This window comes from Protofrankia sp. Cas8 (assembly GCF_963555845.1).
Classification (GTDB): domain Bacteria; phylum Actinomycetota; class Actinomycetes; order Frankiales; family Frankiaceae; genus Protofrankia.
In genome coordinates, this window is sequence record NZ_CAUVXI010000008.1 from 44,679 (window position 1) to 63,046 (window position 18,368).

The 18,368-nt window shown below is 68.4% G+C and carries 15 protein-coding genes; 10 read left to right on the forward strand and 5 right to left on the reverse strand.

Annotation, left to right across the window (positions count from 1 at the left end):
- Nucleotides 1-356 (forward strand): tetratricopeptide repeat protein (locus U9977_RS02955; protein WP_322747594.1); only part of this gene is annotated, 356 nt, incomplete at its 5' end.
- A 107-nt stretch (nucleotides 357-463) separates the two neighbouring features.
- On the opposite strand, the gene rfbD is transcribed toward U9977_RS02955, so the two are convergent.
- Nucleotides 464-1,339 (reverse strand): dTDP-4-dehydrorhamnose reductase, encoded by an 876-nt coding sequence (rfbD, locus tag U9977_RS02960; protein WP_322747595.1) that lies wholly within the window; start codon nucleotides 1,337-1,339, stop codon nucleotides 464-466.
- A gap of 242 nt (nucleotides 1,340-1,581) precedes the next feature.
- Here rfbD and U9977_RS02965 point away from each other — a divergent pair, with 242 nt between their 5' ends.
- A complete protein-coding gene (locus tag U9977_RS02965) occupies nucleotides 1,582-3,366 on the forward strand; it encodes a hypothetical protein (protein ID WP_322747596.1) in 1,785 nt (594 codons plus the stop codon).
- Here U9977_RS02965 and U9977_RS02970 read toward each other — a convergent pair.
- The gene (locus tag U9977_RS02970; protein ID WP_322747597.1) at nucleotides 3,320-4,393 is read right to left on the reverse strand and encodes a glucose-1-phosphate thymidylyltransferase; all 1,074 of its coding nucleotides are present in this window, start codon (nucleotides 4,391-4,393) and stop codon (nucleotides 3,320-3,322) included. The two genes, U9977_RS02965 and U9977_RS02970, sit on opposite strands and share 47 nt — an antisense overlap.
- Before the next feature lie 277 nt (nucleotides 4,394-4,670).
- Here U9977_RS02970 and U9977_RS02975 point away from each other — a divergent pair, with 277 nt between their 5' ends.
- From U9977_RS02975 to U9977_RS02990, 4 genes are all read left to right on the forward strand, one after another.
- Nucleotides 4,671-6,335, forward strand: coding sequence for an LCP family protein (locus U9977_RS02975; protein WP_322747598.1), 1,665 nt, complete (start codon nucleotides 4,671-4,673; stop codon nucleotides 6,333-6,335).
- A gap of 262 nt (nucleotides 6,336-6,597) precedes the next feature.
- Nucleotides 6,598-8,178 (forward strand): LCP family protein, encoded by a 1,581-nt coding sequence (locus U9977_RS02980; RefSeq protein WP_322747599.1) that lies wholly within the window; start codon nucleotides 6,598-6,600, stop codon nucleotides 8,176-8,178.
- Between the two features lie 49 nt (nucleotides 8,179-8,227).
- Nucleotides 8,228-9,223 (forward strand): TIGR03089 family protein, encoded by a 996-nt coding sequence (locus U9977_RS02985; protein ID WP_322747600.1) that lies wholly within the window; start codon nucleotides 8,228-8,230, stop codon nucleotides 9,221-9,223.
- Nucleotides 9,224-9,396: 173 nt separating this feature from the next.
- A complete protein-coding gene (locus U9977_RS02990; RefSeq protein WP_322747601.1) occupies nucleotides 9,397-10,740 on the forward strand; it encodes a UDP-glucose/GDP-mannose dehydrogenase family protein in 1,344 nt (447 codons plus the stop codon).
- Nucleotides 10,741-10,829: 89 nt separating this feature from the next.
- Here U9977_RS02990 and U9977_RS02995 read toward each other — a convergent pair whose 3' ends face one another.
- Nucleotides 10,830-11,429: a beta-class carbonic anhydrase gene (locus U9977_RS02995; RefSeq protein WP_416210455.1), complete on the reverse strand. Its 600-nt coding sequence runs from the start codon at nucleotides 11,427-11,429 to the stop codon at nucleotides 10,830-10,832.
- A 767-nt stretch (nucleotides 11,430-12,196) separates the two neighbouring features.
- On the opposite strand from U9977_RS02995, the gene U9977_RS03000 reads away from it, so the two are divergent.
- From U9977_RS03000 to U9977_RS03010, 3 genes are all read left to right on the forward strand, one after another.
- Complete coding sequence (locus tag U9977_RS03000) at nucleotides 12,197-12,658, forward strand: GtrA family protein (protein WP_322747611.1); 462 nt, start codon at nucleotides 12,197-12,199, stop codon at nucleotides 12,656-12,658.
- 301 nt (nucleotides 12,659-12,959) lie between these two features.
- The gene (locus U9977_RS03005; RefSeq protein ID WP_322747602.1) at nucleotides 12,960-13,643 is read left to right on the forward strand and encodes a TetR/AcrR family transcriptional regulator; all 684 of its coding nucleotides are present in this window, start codon (nucleotides 12,960-12,962) and stop codon (nucleotides 13,641-13,643) included.
- A 129-nt stretch (nucleotides 13,644-13,772) separates the two neighbouring features.
- Nucleotides 13,773-15,770 (forward strand): Hsp70 family protein, encoded by a 1,998-nt coding sequence (locus tag U9977_RS03010; protein WP_322747603.1) that lies wholly within the window; start codon nucleotides 13,773-13,775, stop codon nucleotides 15,768-15,770.
- A gap of 93 nt (nucleotides 15,771-15,863) precedes the next feature.
- On the opposite strand, the gene U9977_RS03015 is transcribed toward U9977_RS03010, so the two are convergent.
- Both U9977_RS03015 and U9977_RS03020 read right to left on the reverse strand, forming a co-directional pair.
- Entirely contained in the window at nucleotides 15,864-16,406 is a 543-nt protein-coding gene (locus U9977_RS03015) for a PH domain-containing protein (RefSeq protein WP_322747604.1), read from the reverse strand.
- Nucleotides 16,407-16,465: 59 nt separating this feature from the next.
- Nucleotides 16,466-17,263, reverse strand: coding sequence for a biotin--[acetyl-CoA-carboxylase] ligase (locus U9977_RS03020; protein ID WP_322747605.1), 798 nt, complete (start codon nucleotides 17,261-17,263; stop codon nucleotides 16,466-16,468).
- A gap of 211 nt (nucleotides 17,264-17,474) precedes the next feature.
- Here U9977_RS03020 and U9977_RS03025 point away from each other — a divergent pair.
- On the forward strand, nucleotides 17,475-18,368 hold an 894-nt coding region (locus tag U9977_RS03025; RefSeq protein ID WP_322747606.1), incomplete at its 3' end, for an acyl-CoA carboxylase subunit beta.

Genomic DNA, 18,368 nt, shown 5'->3' on the forward strand with positions numbered 1-18,368 from the left:
TCGAGCGGGTTCTCGGCCCCGACCACCCCACCACCCTGACCACCCGGGGCAACATCGCCGGCTGGATCGGACAGGCCGGTGATCCGGGCGAGGCGCTGCGGCTATTCCGAGAGCTGCTACCCGCCCTCGAGCGGGTTCTCGGCCCCGACCACCCCAACACCCTGGCCACCCGGAACCACATCGCCGGCTGGACCGGGCAGACCGGTGATCCGGGCGAGGCGCTGCGGCTATTCCGAGAGCTGCTACCCGACCGGGAGCGGGTTCTCGGCCCCGACCACCCCAACACCCTGAGCACCCGGCACAACATCGCCGACTGGACCGGACAGACCGGTGATCCGGGCGGAGGTGAACGGTAGAAAGGGTGCGAGGGCGGTCGTGATCCCGGTGTCGTTCTGTTCAGGCAGCACCGTGGCCAGGACGTAACGCAACACGTCTGCCTAGAGCCGGTCGAGATACTCCCGGCCTACGGCGCAGGGGTGATCTGGGGGAAGGCCGCGGCCAGCGCATCGCGCCACGGACGCAGCGGGGTCAGGCCCGCGTCGCTCCACGAACGGGACGACAGCACCGAATAGGCCGGGCGCGGAGCCGGCCGGGGGAACGCGTCGGTCGTCGTCGGCGTGACCTTCGCCGGGTCCATCCCCAGCTCGGTGACGATCGCCCGAGCGAATCCGTACCAGGTCGTGTCGCCACCGCCGGTGCAGTGGTAGATCCCCGGCCTGACCCCCGATGCCGCGAGCTCGATCAGCCCGGCGGCGAGGTCCACCGCCCAGGTGGGTGACCCTTGCTGGTCGTCGACCACCGACAGGGTGTCGCGCTCCGCCGCGAGCTTGGCGATCGTCCGGACGAAGTTGCGCCCGGACGCGCCGTACACCCAGGCGGTGCGCACGACATAGGCAGACGGACACAGCGCGAGCACGGCCTGCTCGCCGGCGAGTTTGGTCCGCCCGTATGCCGAACGCGGCGCGGTGGGGGCATCGGCCTCGTACGGCTTGTCCGCCGTGCCGTCGAAGACGTAGTCGGTGGAGACGTGCACCAGGGTTGCGCCGACCTCGGCACAGGCTGCGGCTAGCTGCGCCGGAGCGGCAGCATTCGCGGCGTAGGCGCCCGTCTCGTCGGACTCGGCACCGTCGACGTCCGTCCAAGCGGCGGTGTTGACCACCACGAGACCGCCCTGGATCTTCGCGGGCCGGGCCTGGTCCGCGATGACCGCCCGCACCCGGGCCGCGTCGGTGACGTCGAACTCGGCGCGGGTGAAACCCGCCCAGGCAAGGACCCGCTTATCGGACTCCAGCAGCTGACAGAGGTCCGCTCCGAGCTGACCGCCGGCTCCCGTCACCATCACGCGCACCAGGTAAGTGTGGCAGACCTCGCCAGATGATCATCCACGGCCCATCCCATCACCCACCATGGATGAAATGACCATACCGCCATCGGTTCATTACACAAAGTATCAGCCGTGCACCCAGGCTTGAAGTTGCCCTACTGACCGTTGGGCACGGCTGGCCAACCAGGTCTGGCCGTCACCGTCGTCCGGAGAAGGCAGCGATCAGACCCCCGGCGCCCCGGCGAGCACCCGACGACGTGCTGACCCGCGCCCGGTCCCGTCCACCGCGGGGGGTTGTCCTGCTGACAGCGTTGCACCTCACGCTGTTGGCGACCTACTCGTTCACATATCCGACCTGGACCGGTTACGACGAGGCCCAACACGTCGACATGGTCTACGGGCTGCTCCACGGCGGTGGATGGCCGGCGCCGGGCGACCGGATCATGGCGAAGGGGGTCGCCGCCACCTCGGACGACTTCGATCGCGGCCGGTACGCCGGGATGTTCCAGTCGGGTCGCAGATCCCCCAGTGATCCACCATTCGCCGCGATCAGGCCGACGCCCCGCGGCCGGCGCCTGTCCTTTGATGCGCTGGGCGGCCCCGAGCCGGTCACGGACGGCCGGCTGCCCAACCAGATCGTGCAGCACCCGCCGATGATCTATGTGGTCGGGGCGGGCATGCTGGCGGCCCTGCCGGGATCGTCGCGATGGGCCTATGACCGGCAGGTCTGGGCGCTGCGCCTGCTCAACATCAGCCTTGTCGCTCCCCTGCCCCTGCTCGCCTGGGCGGCCGCGCGGCGGTTCGGGCTCTGCCAACCGTTGGCACAGGCTGCCGCGGCAGTGCCGCTCGCCGTTCCCGGCCTGACCCGGGTCGGGGCCACGTTCAACAACGACGGACTGCTGATGTTCTCGGTCGGCGGGCTGACAGTACTGATCGCCGGCGTACTGGCCGGTGACATGCGCCGGCGGACAGCGGTGGGCATCGCCCTGTCACTCACCGTGGCACTACTCACCAAGGCGCTGGCTCTGCCGCTGGTGCTGATGGTCGCGATCGCCTATCCGCTCGGCTGGGCGGCGCCCCGCGGACCACGCGGGCGCCGCTGCGCCCTGACCACCGGGTCCGGGCGGGCCGCGGTTGTACGCACGCCGCCGTGGCGGCCGGCGCTGCTCGCGATCGGGCCTGCCTGCGCAGCCGGCGGATGGTGGTGGGTCCGCAATTACATCCTCTACCACTCAATAGAGCCCAATGGATGGGCAACTGACCCGCCACGGCGAGAACCGATCCTGCTACCGAAGTCATTCGGCACCTGGTACGGCTACTTCTGGCGAACGATCATCAGTCGGTTCTGGGGCGGTCTGGGAATGTTCGAACCGCCTGCGCTGTCCCGGGTCGCGACGCTCGCCGCGACGCTCGCCGTGACCGGGTGTGTCATCGCGGCTGTGACCCACCGCCGGGACGCCGGCGTGATCCGGCCTGGCCGGCGGCCTACCCGCCTGGGGGTTCACGTGCGTCCGCCGGTCCTGCTCATGCCGGTTTTCCTGGCCTATCTGCTGGTCGGCCAGCGAAGCTATGCCGATTACCTGGAGTCCACCCGTGCGATCGCCATCCAGGGCCGATATCTGTACCTCGGCATCGTCGGCATCGCCGTGGTCACCGCCGGTGGGCTTGGCCGACTACTCAGGGGACGCGAGCGGCTGGCCGGCCTCGCCGTCCTGGCCGGCGCGCTGGCCATGCAGAGCGCGGCCCTCTGGGCCGTCTGTTCCTATTACTGGCTGCCGCCCGGTGCGTCCATTCCCATCCGGCACATTGTCGGCATCGTCGCAGCCATCGGGCGTTGGGCACCTGTTCCCGAAGGTGTCACCATCGCCACGTTCACCCTCTGTGTGCTTTTCGGGTGTCTCACGCTGGCGGAGGCCGTCCGCGAGGTCCGCGAGGTCCGCGGGGATCGCGCCGGCGGACGTCGCGGACGGGCGCCCCGTGATCAAAAAGTCGCGCTCAGGACGTTGTGGCCACCGAGACACGCGAGTGGTCGCCGAGCATGAGGCGGTGTGCCCGCGGGCGGGCGTCCGACGGAACGACCTCGACGTCCCGGCCGATCAGCGAGTCCTCGATGCGTCCGATGTCGCGAATCGTCGCCCGCTCCAGCACGATCGAGTACTCGATCTCGGTGTTCTCGATCGTGCACGAATAGTAGATCGAGGTGAAGGGGCCGACGTAGGAGTCGACAAGCGTCGTGCCGCGACCGATGATCGCAGGCCCGCGCACCGAGGACCGCACCAGTGACGCGCCTTCCTCGATCACGACCCGGCCCACGATCGTGCTGTGCTCGTCGACCGCGCCGCGCACGTCGGGCTCAAGGGACTCCAGCAGGTGGCGGTTGGTCTCCAACATGTCGTCGAGCCGCCCGGTGTCCTTCCAGTACCCCTCGACCAGGTGCGGCGCGACCTCGTGGCCACGGTCCACCAGCCACTGAATCGCCTCGGTGATCTCCAGCTCACCCCGGCCAGACGGCTTGATCGCCCGCACCGCCTCATGGACGGCCACCCCGAAGAGGTAGACACCGACAAGCGCAAGATCGCTCGGCGGCTCCTCGGGCTTCTCGACCAGGCGGACGACGTGGCCCTGCGGGCCGAGCTCCGCCACACCGAACGCGGACGGATTGGAGACCTTGGTCAGCAGAATCAGCGCGTCCGGCCGACTACGCTTGAATTCCTCCACGAACCCGGAGATACCACCGATGATCAGGTTGTCGCCGAGATACATCACGAACGGCTCGTCCGCGAGGAAATCACGTGCGACGAGGACGGCGTGCGCAAGACCCAGCGGCGCCTCCTGACGAATGTAGGTGACCTTGATACCCAGCGCGGAACCGTCGCCGACCGCGGCCTCGATCTCCGCCGCGGTATCGCCTACGATGATCCCGACTTCGGTGATACCCGCTTCGGCGATCGCTTCCAGCCCGTAGAAGAGCACCGGCTTGTTCGCCACGGGAACGAGCTGCTTGGCTGACGTATGGGTGATTGGGCGCAACCGCGTTCCGGAGCCACCCGCGAGAACAAGAGCTTTCATGATCCGAACCCTATCGTGGGCCCCACCCCTGCCTGAAAGGCAGCCGAACACGCGAACGGGGACATGATCAGATTGTTTTCGACTGTCTCCGGCCACCCAGGCATACGGCTCGCCATATGGCGGAGCGCAGCTCCGCGCATGCGCTGCGCCTCGGGCGGGTACCTTCAGCAACCAGGACCACAGATGGCCACCGCATTACCGACGTCGGTAATGATATCGGCGGTGCCGGGTGGGCCGCGACCGCTCGACAGCACCGACCAGCAGGTGGACGACGTTCATGACCGCGAACCGGCGCCAGGTCGCGGCGGGGGTGGGAGGTGCGGACGCGGTGACCGTTTCGCCGGACACTCACGTGGACCCGCCGGCCGATCCGCCTCAGGAACCGTCCGACGATCTCCATGCGGACGACCTCCATGCGGACGACCCCCGGGCGGACGACGCCCCAGCCCAGCGCTCCCTGTTCCAGAAACTGGCCCTCGCACTCGCAGCCGTCGTGTCAATGGCAGTTCTCGCGGTGAGCGGCGGTGGTTACGTCGTCTACCGCTACTTCGACGCCCAGATCACCAGAGTGCCGCTCGGTCTCGACGAGGCCGAGCGGCCGGCGGAGGCCCCGCCGGGGACCGAGAACTTCCTGCTGGTCGGATCCGACAGCCGGGAAGGCACCGGTAACCAGTACCAGAGCGACGAAGTCGTCTCCGGACAGCGCTCCGATACGACCATGATTGCTCACCTCGACGCCAACGGAACAACCACATTGGTGTCGTTTCCCCGGGACACCCTCGTCACGATTCCCGGACACGGCCGCAACAAACTGAACGCGGCGATCACGATCGGCGGCCCGTCGCTGTTGATCAGAACGCTCGAGAACCTCACCAATATCAAAATCGACCACTTCGTGTCGATCGACCTCGCCGGCTTCAAGGCCATGACCGACGCCATCGGCGGGGTCACCATCTGTGTGCGACCGCTGCCGGGCGGCAGCACCTCGAACCTGCACGACGAGTGGTCCCAGTGGCACGGCGTCGTGGGTGAGAACCATCTCAACGGCGAGCAGGCACTGGCCTTCGTCCGACAACGCTACGGCCTGCCCGACGGGGATTTCGACCGGATCCGGCGCCAGCAGCAGTTCATCAGCACGGTCTTCCAGAAGGCGACAAGCAACGGAGTGCTCGCCAATCCGGCGAAACTCGAGGGTCTGCTCGCGTCCGCGACGGGAGCGCTGACCGTGGACGACGGCACGACCGTGGACGACCTACGCAACCTCGCGAACCGGCTGCGCGGGATGTCCACCGACGCGATCAGTTTCGAGACGATCCCCGTCCGAGAACCGACCAGGGCCGACGGCGCGAACTCCGCTGGGGAACTCCGGCGCTTCGGCTCGGTCCAGCTCTACGATCCGGGCCAGCTCGACACGTTCCTGGCGCCGTTGCGCGGGCACGGCACCGTAGCACCGAACCCGACGGGCACGCCGGGCACGCTGGGCACGCCGGGCGCACAGCCCGAAGCGACGACGGTCCCACCGTCGGCGGTCACCGTCGACGTCCTCAACGGAACCACGACCAGCGGGCTCGCGAGCAGCGCCGCCAGGGATCTCGCGGCGGCCGGATTCCGGATCGCCCGGGTCGCAAGCGCCGAGCCCAGGCGCACGGAGACCACGCTCGTGCGCTACGGCCCGGACGGGCTCGCGGCTGCGCGGACGCTGGCCGCCGCGATTCCCGGGGTGGAGCTGCGCGAAGACCGGTCAGCGGGCACGCACGTCACCCTGGTGGTCGGTAGCGACTTCAACGGGATCGCGACCCAGGCAATGGCATCCGCCCCGGCTGCGGGGGGTGACCCGCCAAAGGGTGCAAAGGGATCGGCGAACAGCTCGCCGACGCCGAGTCCGGCCCCCACGACGCCGGCGGTGACCGCTACGGAACTGACCGCCAGCTGCACCTTCTAGTTTCGCCTCTGAGCCAGCAACGCCTCAGAGCCACCAAGGTCTCTGAGCGCCCGTGATCGCGTCACTTCCCGATGACCACTGGCGACCATATCGAGTAGCTTCAACGTTACCGTCCGCTGTTTCAGGCACCCGGTAGTGGGGTGTCCTGCGTCTCATGGCAACGTCAGAGGAGCTTTAAGCGTCCTTATCAGGCACAGGGGCATGTTCGCTCGTGGACGAGGCGCCGCGCGATTGCTCCGGTCAAGGAGGTTCGAAAAAGCCGGTGAGTGGCAGATCCATACGCCGGCCGGCGTTGCCGCCAGAGCTGAGCCCACGGCGTCCGCTGAACCTCCGGCGCCGCCCGGTCCGCTCACCGCTTCGGACGTTGTCCGTCGGCGCGGCGGCCGCACTGTCGCTGGTGGTTCTCGCCGTCAGCTCCGTCGGATGGGCGGCATACCGCTACTTCGACGACTCGGTCACCGGGGTCGCATGGTCGCCCGGTGGTGACCGGCCGCCCGAGCGACCGGGCGAGATGAACATCCTGCTGCTCGGCGACGACAGCCGAGCGGGCACCCACGGTGAGTACGGCCAGGTCGACGGGGTCCGCTCGGATACTACGATCATCGCTCACTTCGGCACGGACGGTTCGGTCACCCTGGTGTCATTTCCCCGGGACACCCTCGTGACCGTTGCCTCCGGCATCGCGCAAACCCCCCATGACGGGAAGGACAAGCTCACCAACGTCCTGTCCTACGCTGGCATCGAGGGGCTCACCCGCACGCTGGAGAACCTGACCAGCCTCAAGATCGATCATTTCATCTCGATCGATCTGGCTGGCTTCAAGACCATGACCGACGCGGTCGGCGGGGTGGACGTGTGCGTCGCGCAGCTTCCCGGCGGCGGCACGACCAATCTGCACGACAACTTCTCCCAGTGGCGCGGAAAGTTCGGCATCAACCACCTCAACGGTGACCAGGCGCTAGCCTTCGTCCGCACCCGCCACGCCCTACCCGATGAGACCTACCGCGTCGCCCGCCAGCAGCAGTTCCTGTCCAAGCTGCTCGAAAAGGCAACCAGCGCAGGCGTGCTGACCAACCCCGTCAAGATCACCCAATTGATCGGCGCCGTCGGCGGGTCGCTCAAGGTTGACAACGGTCTCACCGAGAACGGCGCAATGATCAAAATGGCGCAGCGGTTGAGTGGCCTCGGCAGCGGAAAAGTGAAGTTCATCACGATCCCCACCCATGTACCGCTGAAATCCGAAGGCGCCACCGACGAGCAGGGCACCATCCCCCCTCACGGCAATGTGCTGTTCTACGAGCCGGTCGGGCTCTGGCAGGTCCTCGCACCGCTTCGACCCGCGACCGGCGGCGACGCCCCAGCGGGCGCAACCGGTAGTCCAACGCTGCCACCGGGCCAGGTGACCATCGCCGAAGTTCGCAACAGGACCGGCCGTTCGGGTCTGGCCGTACAGACGACCACGGCACTCGGCGCGCTGGGGTTCGCCGGTTCCTTGCGGCCCACCACCGGTGCGGCCGGACAGGTCGTCACGGAGATCCGCTACCCGGCCGGGCAGGAGGGCGCGGCGCGCGCGCTGTCGGGTCTGATCGCCGGATCGCAGACGATCGAGGACTCGAAGATCAGCAACGGCCTCGTCGTCGTGCTCGGGGCCTCCTTCACGGGCGTGACCGGCGGGCAGGCGCCGCCGGCCGGGTCCCTACCCGGCTCCCGGGGTACACCCTCCACCGGCTCCAGCTCCACCGGCACCAGCTCCACCGGTACCGCTCCCACTGTCCCCGGCTCAGCAGCTGCCCCGCCGCCGCCGCCCACGGTCGCCCCCGCGAACACATCCTGCACGGCGTGACCGCGATTCCCATCGGCTTCCCTGAGGTGTCAACTACCGTGAACGTCCTATGACACCATCAACGTCGCCCGCATCGACGTCTCCGGCGGGACGTCTGCTTGACGGCGTGGTGGACCGCGTTCTGGATGCCGCGCTCGCCGCGATACCGCCAGACGCCGTCGACCCCGCCGCCATGACCGATCGCCCGGGAATGACCGACACCGCCGGCGCGGACGGGGTCGCCGCGCTGCTCGCCCACCGGGTACGTGCCGACTCGGCACGTCCACTGCTGACGTTCTATGACGATGCCACCGGCGAGCGGACCGAACTGTCCGCGGCCACCGTGGACAACTGGGTTGCCAAGACCGCGAACCTGCTCGTGGACACGCTCGGGCTCGCTCCGGGAGACACGATCCGCATCGCGCTGCCGCCGCACTGGCAAACCGCGGTGGTGCTCCTCGCAGCGTGGTCGTCCGGCGCGCACGTCACCGTCACCCGGTCCGACGCCGACGCCGACGCCGACGCCGACGATCAGAGCGATCCCCCGGCGGCGGTGTTCCTGACCGAACAGACGGCCGACGCCGTGCTCGCGGCGGGCGAGCAGGGCGATGTCGTCGCCCTGTCGTTGCGCCCGATGGGCGGACGGCTCGCCCGGCCCATGCCGGGAGTACTCGACTTCGCCGGGGAGGTTCTCGCCCACGGCGACCGCTTCACGCCACCGCGTCCACCGGCAAACCAGCGGATCCTGGTGCGACTGGCTGGCTACTACGCCAGGGCCTGGGACCTCTCCGAACACGACCGCATCCTGACGACGGCCGGTTATGACACGCCGCAGGGGCTTCTCGCCGGGCTGCTCAGTCCCCTGGCCGCCGGGGCGTCGCTCGTCATCTGTCGAAACCTCGACCACACCCTCCTTGACCGCCGGGTCGCCGCGGAGCGTGTCACGGCTGTCTGCGGGCCGATGCCCGGGATGCGGGAAGCAACGTCTGACATACCGGCAGCAGCACCCGGTGTGCCAGCACACACCCCCGCGGGCACCCGTCGTCTCGGGGCGCCACTGCGGTGACCCAGCCGCAGTCAACGCTCGACAATAGCCTGTTGTGAATCTTCTGCCCGGATGATCGACGGTCGGGAGGCGACGCAATGGAGAGCGGGTTCCCGTTCGCGACGCCCGAACACCGGGTATAAGAACGACCGGCACGAGGGGCGTGGATGAAGGAACGGGGCTGGGGTGCGTAAATGGCAGTCTCGAGCGATCTTCGTCTGAGCGTCATCGGTACCGGCTACCTGGGCGCGACCCATGCGGTCTGCATGGCGGAACTGGGATTCGACGTGGTCGGCGTTGATGTGGACCCGGTCAGGATCAGACGTCTCGCCGCCGGCGAGACGCCGTTCTTCGAACCAGGGCTGGAGGAGCTCCTGCGCAAGAACCTGGAGGCTCACCGCCTGCGTTTCACCACGTCCGTGACGGACGCCGCCGCTACCGCGGACGTCCACTTCATCTGTGTAGGGACTCCACAACTTCCCGGGGCGAATGCGGCCGACATGCGCCATGTTGACGCCGCCCTCACCGGGCTGCTCAGAGCTGGGATCCGGCCGGGGGCGCTCATCGTCGGAAAATCCACCGTGCCCGTCGGCACGGCCATGCGACTGGCGGGACAGCTCGACGCCGAGGCCCCCGCCGTGGAGCTGGCGTGGAACCCGGAGTTCCTGCGCGAAGGCTTCACTATTGACGACACCTTGCGGCCCGACCGCCTGGTCTTCGGTCTGCCACCCGACCCGGCCAGGGCACGGGTTGCCGAGGCGGTCCTGCGCCGTGTCTACGCCGCCCTCATCAACGCAGGTGTGCCGGTTGTCGTTGCCGACTATCCCACTGCTGAACTGGTAAAGCTCGCCTCGAACGCGTTCCTCGCAACCAAGATCTCTTTTATCAACGCAATGGCGGAGATCTGCGAGGTCACCGGTGGGGACGTCACCGACCTGTCCACCGCGCTGTCCTACGACAGTCGCATCGGCGGGCAGTTCCTGCACGCCGGTCTCGGCTTCGGTGGGGGCTGCCTACCCAAGGACATCCGTGCGTTCCAGGCCCGCGCGGACGAGCTCGGTGTCGGCCGGGCGCTCGGCTTCCTCGCGGAGGTCGACGCCATCAACTCGCGTCGGCGCACCAGAACCGTGAGCCTGACCACCCGGCTACTGGGCGGGACGGTCGCCAACAAGAAGATCGCCGTTCTCGGGGCGGCGTTCAAACCCAGCTCCGACGACATCCGCGACTCGCCGGCCCTCGACGTCGCGGGCGCCCTACACCGCGCCGGCGCCACGGTAACCGTCTATGACCCGGCGGCGATCCCCAACTGCCGCGCCGCTCACCCCCAGCTGACCTACGCGAACAACGCCGTCCACGCCGCGGTCGGTGCCGACATCCTGCTGCACCTCACCGAGTGGAGCGAGTTCCGTGAACTCGACCCCGCCACGCTCACCCAGGTGGTCGCCGGCGCGATCATCATCGATGGCCGTAACGCCCTGGACCCGGCCGCGTGGCGCGCGGCCGGCTGGGCCTACCACGCCTTGGGCCGGCCCGCCTAAAGGGCCAAAGGGCGCGCGACGATCGTCAGATCGCGCGCCCGGAGGCCGCCGTCCCCGGAGCACTGACCGGGCCGGCGGCCCCAGAATGATCATTCGACGACTTCGTGCAGGGTGCCGCTCGCCACGTCATAGATGAAACCGCGAACCGACCCCGAGGTGACGAGGAAGGGATCGGAGCGAAGTCGCGAGATGGACGCCCGGACGCTCGCCTCAAGATTGGCGAACGTGTGGACGGGCCAGGCCGGGCGGAACCCCGCGTGTTCGAACAGCTTGTCCCGAAATCCATCGTCGGTGATGGTCATCATCCCGCACTGGGTGTGATGCAACAGGATGATCTCCGTTGTGCCGAGCTCGTGCTGGCTGACCGCCAGCGAACGGATCACGTCGTCGGTGACCACGCCGCCGGCGTTTCGCAGGACATGCGCGTCGCCCTCAGCGAGACCCAGCAGCGCATGAACGTCCAGGCGAGCGTCCATGCAGGCCAGGACTGCGACACCGGTCGCGGGCCTGGCCGGACGCGCCCGCATCGGCGCGCCATCGGCCTGGCGTACGGCCGCGAAGGCCCCGGCACGCTCCACCATCGAATCCGTGGCGGTGCGCGAGTGACCGACGGGACCCAGGTGAGCGGTGGTGGTAGTGGTGCGTGCGCCGGCGGCCCGCACTGAGCCTCGGCTGTCGACCATGGTCATGGTGGTGCAACCTCCATCGGCGCGGTGGACACAACAGAACCACGTTCGTCCGTTCGTGCACGGCAGCGTCGCCGGGAACCCACCGGTGCGGCAGGCCGCCCCGCCGCGACCCGGTTGGGAACGCTCCGGGACACCGCGTGGCGGGCCGTCACCACAGCCGGCCGAAACAAGGATGACGCGACCACGCCGTTTTCGCCACCAGTACGGACCACCGCGGATCAGAACCCACGTCGCGCCAACCGGACCCGCGATCGAGTCACCAAACGAAGCAGGGGGCATACTTGCCGCAAGGGATCGGCCCTGCGGACGATCCGACGATCGCGGGTCGGGCGTTCTCGCCCGGCTACGACTGTCGGTACACCCGTCCGCAGCCGGCCCGTGCCGGTGAGATCGCCGCCCGGACTACCGTTTCGTGCACGGCGCGGGGTCCGCTCGTACGCCGGGCTTCCGTTGTCCCGCGAAGCATCGGAAAGGGGATCGGGGCTCTCGAGGGCCACTGAGCGGGAACCAATCCAGCCAAGGGTGACCTCATTGTGATCTTTCCGGTCACCGGCGGCGCCAAGGACTTGACAGGCCGACGGTCACGCGATCATGGATGTGCTCGCACGGCCGGCGGCCCCACGTAACCAGGGGGGTGGCGGATGAGTCGGTGGAAACCGTCTGTAGGCTCAGCCGGTGATACAAATCGGTCAACAGCATCCGAAGTGAGCGTGGCACCGGTGGCGGCCAACGCGAAGCAGTCACGTTGGCCGGTACTCGACCACGAGATGGCGAAGTTCGGCGTGATCGGCCTCGCCTGCTACGCCATTGACGTCCTCGTCTTCAACCTGTGCCATGGGCTTGTCGGCATGGACCCGATCAGCGCGAAAACCGTGTCCACCATCGTGGCCGCGACCTGCGCCTACGTCGGCAACCGACACTGGTCGTTCACGCACCGGGCCAGGACGGGCCTACGACGTGAATACACCCTTTTCGTCATCTTCAACGCCATCGGCCTGGCAATCGCCCTGGGATGCGTCGGGTTTGCCAGCCATGTGCTGAACCTGCACGGCGTGCTTGAGCTCAACCTGGCCGCAAACGTGGTCGGCACCGGGCTCGGCACCATCTTCCGATTCTGGGCATACAAGCGGTGGGTGTTCCTGCACCCCGACGACCCGAAAGCGCTGCTGCACGCCGCAGCCGATGCGCAGCGTCGGCACAGCGTCCCCGAGCCGGCCGGCCGCGCCTAGGAGCAAGGTCCTAGGACCTAGGACCAAGAACCGAGGGCCAAGCCGAGGTAACCAATCAGGATCGAAACAGGAACCGCCGTTCCGATTCTGATTGGTTCCCGTCAGCCTGGGATGCGCTACGCTCTCGGACGAGCCCGCACGTTTCCTTCTCGTCGGCGTCGCGGCTTGGGACGGCAAACGGAACGCGTCGACGGTCACCGGATGACACGCGTTCGGTTGAGACCGGTTGGCGGAAGGCAGCGTGATCATGATTTGTGCTGCCCGGGGCCTCAGGAAGCCTAGGTCACAGGGGGACGCCGTGGTGCGGCCTACGCTTGACGCCCGTCCCGGGGGTCGTCCGCGGGATGAGTCACGGGACGGCGCAATCCGTCGTGCCACCCTCCAGCTACTCGCCGAGGTGGGCTACGACGGGGTCACCATGGACAGGGTGGCCACCCGGGCGAAAGCCGGCAAAGCCACGATCTACCGCCGTTGGCCTTCCAAGGTCGCCCTGGTCATGGACGCGATCACGACAATGGCCGAGCAGTCCGTACCCGTTCCCGACACCGGCTCGTTCCGCACGGACATGCTGGCGTTCCTCTCCTCGTACCGGGATGCCATCGGCGATGATCGCGGCAGAATCATGGCCGAGCTGGTGTCGGAAATGCCCCGTAATTCCGAGCTGCGGGACGCTCTGCGTAATGGGCTACTCGCCCAACGCAAAGCCGCGGCCGATGTCATCGTGCACCGTGGTATCGCCCGCGGGGAGATCGGCGCCGGTGCCGACCACGCGATGCTCATCGAGCTCGGACCGGCACTCGTCCTGCAACGGATTCTGCTGTCCGGTGAAGTCGTGGACGCCGCGTTCATGGAACGGATCGTCGACGATCTGATCATTCCCTATGCCGTCCACGGCCAAGCGGGCCAACGGGCGTTCGACGATCATCAGATCACGCGCCCGCAGGCCGCAGTTCCCCTAGCACTAGCGGAACAGCCGACGACCTGATCCCGGAACACCGCGAGCACCGCGAGCACCGCGAGCACCGCGAGCACCGCGAGCACCGGATCGGGACGGTTTTTCCAGCCGCGCGATAATGGCCGCAGGCTCGAGAACGTCCGAGGATGCGGGGGAGATGTGGCAACCGGCCTGACACTCGCGGTCGACCTCGGCACAGGCTGCACGTCCGCCTGCGTCGACGTGGACGGCCGCGGGGTATCCCTGCGACTCGGGCCGGACGGGCCAATGCCAGCAGTGGTCACCTTGAGTAATGACGGACGGCTGTTAACCGGTACCGCGGCCGTGGAGGTCGCGGCCGCGCATCCCGACCGCGCCCAGCGCCATCCATTACGGGCGCTGGAGACGACCGATCAGGTCCAGCTCGCCGAAATGACCATCCCCACGATCGAACTGATCGCCGCCGTCCTGCGCCAGGTTCTGCACGAGGCGACCCGCCATGCTCCGGGCCCACCGCCGGGCCAGGTTGTCCTCACCGCGCCGGTCCGCTGGACGTCAACGGAGATCGACAAACTCCGGGCGGCCGCTGCCAGGGCGGGGCTCACCGACATCGTGCTGCTCCCGGAACCGATCGCGGCGGCACGCTGGCATGCCGATCCGGCCGGCATCCGCGCGGGCACGGCCGTTGCCGTGTACGACCTGGGCGCCACGACCCTCGCGACGACGATTCTCACCGCGACACCCAACGGATTCGAAATCCGCGGGGAACCCGGCGGCAATCCCGCCTTTGGTGGCGAGAACATCGACGACATCCTCCTCCGTCGAGTGGCAGAACGGGCACGCACAGTTGACTCACGTGGATGGGACGCGCTGTGGGCCGACCTGAGTCCATCCACGCGCCAGCGCCACCACCAACTGCGCCAGCAGGTTGTGGCGGCCAAGGAAGCACTGTCGACAACCACCGTCTGCACTGTCGCGGTAGGCGGATCCATCGGTGACATCGAGGTCACCCGGGCGGACCTGGAAGCGTCGATCGAAGGTGACCTACGCGCGACCGTGACGGAGTTGCTCCGCACAGCGCAGAACGCGGGGGTCCGACCCGGCGAGCTCACCGCGATCTTTCTTGTCGGCGGTTCGACCCGCATCCCACGGGTTTCGGCGCTGTTGGCGGAGATGACTGGCGTCCGGCCCCGGCCCGCCGACGACCCCCAGGCCGCGATAGCGCTGGGCGCCCTGCTGACCGCGACCACCGCGACCGCGGGACCCGGTGTGAGACCGGAACCGGCCCTCCACGCCACCCGCGTCCTGCCGGCGTCCGCCGCCGGCATGGCCGCTGGCCCCAACCCGTCCGCACCCCGGGATCAGTATCCGCCGACCGCGGGCTACCCGTTCGGCGAGCAGCCGCCCTCGGGTCCGTACCCGCCGCCAGGCGCGTACCCGCCGCCAGGCGGTTACCCGCCGCCAGGCGCGTACCCGCCGCCAGACGGTTACCCAGGCGGACCGCCGCAGCGGCGGCCGTCGCGCCGGCGACCCACCGCCACGGTCGGAGTGATCGTCGCGCTCCTGGCCCTCGCCGTCAGCATCCCGGTGATCGCATTTACCCTGACACGTTCGGATAAACCCAACCCCAGCCCGACCGCAAGCCGAACCCTGCCGGCGATCCCGACCGGACCGGCCGACACGTCGCGGCCCACCTCGTCACCATCACCATCCGCATCCGCATCCGCATCCGCATCGGCCAGCGGTTCCGCCGCCGGGCTGACCGTGGCCCAACGCAGGCTGTCGGCAGTGCTCGATCCCGCCGAAATGACCGACTGCGAGGCGAATCCGGATGGCGAGGACTCCGACGTCGACGCGTCGCTGAAGTGCGCGGCGAGCAACGGCACAACCGTCATCGCGTTCCATTACTACACCGCGAGATCCCTGCGCAACGACGTCGACTACCGGTCCGGTCAGATCAACGACGAGGGCGCCTGCGAGAACGGCCGTTCCAGCGTCGGAACCTGGCAGGTGGGCAGCAATTCCAGCGTCGATGCCGGCGCGCTCCTGTGCTACTACCACAGTGGGCAGTTTGTGATGTTCTGGAGCTACGACTCGGACCTGGTCAGCTTCGCCGCCGCGGACACCGACGCCGCATCCCTCTACCAGTGGTGGAAGCGGTTCGACCCGCTGGCCTGACCCGGCCACCTACCGGCCCTGCTGTCTAACCGGCCCTGCTGTCTAACCGGCCCTGCTGTCTAACCGGCCCTGCTGTCTAACCGGCCCTGCTGTCTACCGGCCATAGCCGTCGGCGTCAGCATCGGCGCCGGCCGGCCCTCGGCGCCGGACCTCGATGTCCTCGACCAGCCGGTAGAGGGTTGTATGCACCTCTTCGACCCGGGGCAGGTTCGCCAGTACCACCTGACCCCGTTCGCCGGCGCTTTCGATGGTCAGTGTGCCGGATCCCAGGAGGCGCTCGACGAACGAATGGTGGAACGAGACATCGTTGAGCCGCTGGAGCGGGATGTCCCGGCCGGTGCGGGAAAGAATTCCCGTCCGGATGACAACGCGCTCCGTCGTCACCACATAGCGTGTCGTGATCCACCGCAACCACGGCCGCAGGCTGGTGAAAAGGAGCAGGGCCGCCGCAGCCGTGATGAGGACCCACTGCGCCGGGTGCTGGAACGAGCCCGCCGGGATCGCCAGTACACCGAACAGGGTCAGGCCGAGAACGACGACAAACGCGCTGACCGGCGCGACCAGCCTGATCCAGTGTGGATGGAGGTGTAGGACAACCTCTTCGTCACTGGTGAGAATGCTCTCTGGAAATCCCACACGGCCGATCGTCTCACCATCGCCGCACCGGGCGGGCCCGAGGGTCGACCGGCTCGGCGTCAGCGCAGGTGAACAACGTCCGCAGCGGCGAAAGCCCGGCCGTCCACGACAAGCCGGCCGTGGACGTCCACGTCTGTGGCGGTGCCCACAACGACGGCGCCGTCGGGCAGCTCGACCCGCACCGCCCGGCCGAGCGTCGCACACACCGAGCGGTAGGCGTCGACGGCGCGGCCCGGCTCGGCCAGCCAGGCCCGGTATGTGGCGGCGACGTCCCGCAGCAGCTCGATCAGCAGTTCCCCCCGGCCCACGGCCGGGCGTGACCCCCGCCGCTGGCAGAGCGCCACGCTGGTTGCTCCCGGGGGCAGCTCATCGACATCCGTCTCGACGTTCAGGCCGACCCCGACGATCACTGCCGCCGTTGCGGGCTGGCAGGGAACAGCCTCGGCAAGGATTCCCGCCAGCTTGGCGCCGTCCACCAGGACGTCGTTGGGCCACTTGAGAACGGCCGGGATGCCCGCCAACCGGCGCAGCGTGGCAACCAGCGAGGTGCCGGTTACCAGCGGCAGCCAGCCGAGCGCTCCGGCCGGCACGGTTGGCCGCAGCAGCACCGAAAACGTGAGCCCCGCGCCCGCCGGTGAAACCCAGGACCGCTCCAGGCGCCCCCGCCCCGCCCACTGCAGCTCGGCGACGAGCACCCGTCCTTCACCGGCGCCGGCTTTCGCGGCCGCCACCAGATCGGCGTTGGTCGAGCCGGTCTCCCCGACTACCTGTACGTCCAGGCCGTCGTCGGCGAGAGCCGCCGCCAGCAGGCCGGCGTCCAGTGGCAGCCGCCGTGGCTGTATTTTCGATGTCCGCATGTCAGCCAGGGTGCCACCGACGAACGTGTTACCGGAGCGTTATGGTGGCGAGCCTCGGGTTGACTGGCCTCGGGTTGGCTGGCCTCGGGTTCGCTGACCTCAGGTTGGCGGGCTGGGACGCCGACGCGTCGCGCGCGGGCGCGGGCGCGGGTTTGTGCCCTCCGCGCGCGAATCGAGCACGTGGGGCCGTACCCGCCGTACGCTGCCCGGCATGGTACTTCCTGTTCCCGCTGAGAACCCCGCGCAGGGTTCGGTACCCGATCTTCTGACAGCCACCGGCAAGATCGCCGAGTTGAAGCGGGTCAACGACGACGCGGTACACGCCGGTTCCCAGCGGGCCGTCGACGCCCAGCACGCCAAGGGCAAGATGACAGCCCGTGAGCGAATCGAGGCATTCCTCGACCCCGGGTCGTTCGTCGAGACCGACGCGTTCGCCCGACACCGCGCGCATGACTTCGGACTCGAGCAGAACCGTCCCTACGGTGACGGGGTGGTAACGGGCTACGGCACTGTGGACGGCCGCCAGGTGTGTGTGTTCAGCCAGGACTTCACCGTTTTCGGCGGCAGCCTGGGCGAGGTCTTCGGCGAGAAAATCGTGAAAGTCATGGACCTGGCGCTCAAGACCGGTTGCCCGATGGTGGGCATCAACGACTCGGGTGGCGCGCGCATCCAGGAGGGCGTGGTCTCGCTCGGGCTCTACGGCGAGATCTTCTATCGCAACGTGATGGCATCGGGCGTCGTCCCGCAGCTCTCACTGATCATGGGTCCGTGTGCCGGCGGTGCCGTCTACTCCCCCGCCATCACCGACTTCACGCTGATGGTCGACAAAACCAGCCACATGTTCATCACCGGCCCGGACGTCATCAAGACCGTGACCGGCGAGGACGTCGGCATGGAGGAGCTGGGCGGCGCGCACACCCACAACTCCCGCAGCGGTGTCGCCCACTTCCAGGCCGCGGACGAGCTCGACTGCCTGGAAACCGCCAAGGCACTGCTGGCGTTCCTGCCGTCGAACAACATGACCGACCCGCCCGGCTTCGCCGAGGTGACCGATGTCCAGGCGGAGGTCACCGCCGAGCTGGACGTGTTCATCCCGGACTCGCCC

Coding starts and splice junctions, on each gene's coding strand:
- rfbD (WP_322747595.1), bottom strand. CDS start 1,339: ATGGTGACGGGAGCCGGCGGTCAGCTCGGAGCGGACCTCTGTCAGCTG.
- U9977_RS02970 (WP_322747597.1), bottom strand. CDS start 4,393: ATGAAAGCTCTTGTTCTCGCGGGTGGCTCCGGAACGCGGTTGCGCCCA.
- U9977_RS02975 (WP_322747598.1), top strand. CDS start 4,671: ATGACCGCGAACCGGCGCCAGGTCGCGGCGGGGGTGGGAGGTGCGGAC.
- U9977_RS02985 (WP_322747600.1), top strand. CDS start 8,228: ATGACACCATCAACGTCGCCCGCATCGACGTCTCCGGCGGGACGTCTG.
- U9977_RS02990 (WP_322747601.1), top strand. CDS start 9,397: ATGGCAGTCTCGAGCGATCTTCGTCTGAGCGTCATCGGTACCGGCTAC.
- U9977_RS02995 (WP_416210455.1), bottom strand. CDS start 11,429: ATGACCATGGTCGACAGCCGAGGCTCAGTGCGGGCCGCCGGCGCACGC.
- U9977_RS03000 (WP_322747611.1), top strand. CDS start 12,197: ATGGCGAAGTTCGGCGTGATCGGCCTCGCCTGCTACGCCATTGACGTC.
- U9977_RS03020 (WP_322747605.1), bottom strand. CDS start 17,263: ATGCGGACATCGAAAATACAGCCACGGCGGCTGCCACTGGACGCCGGC.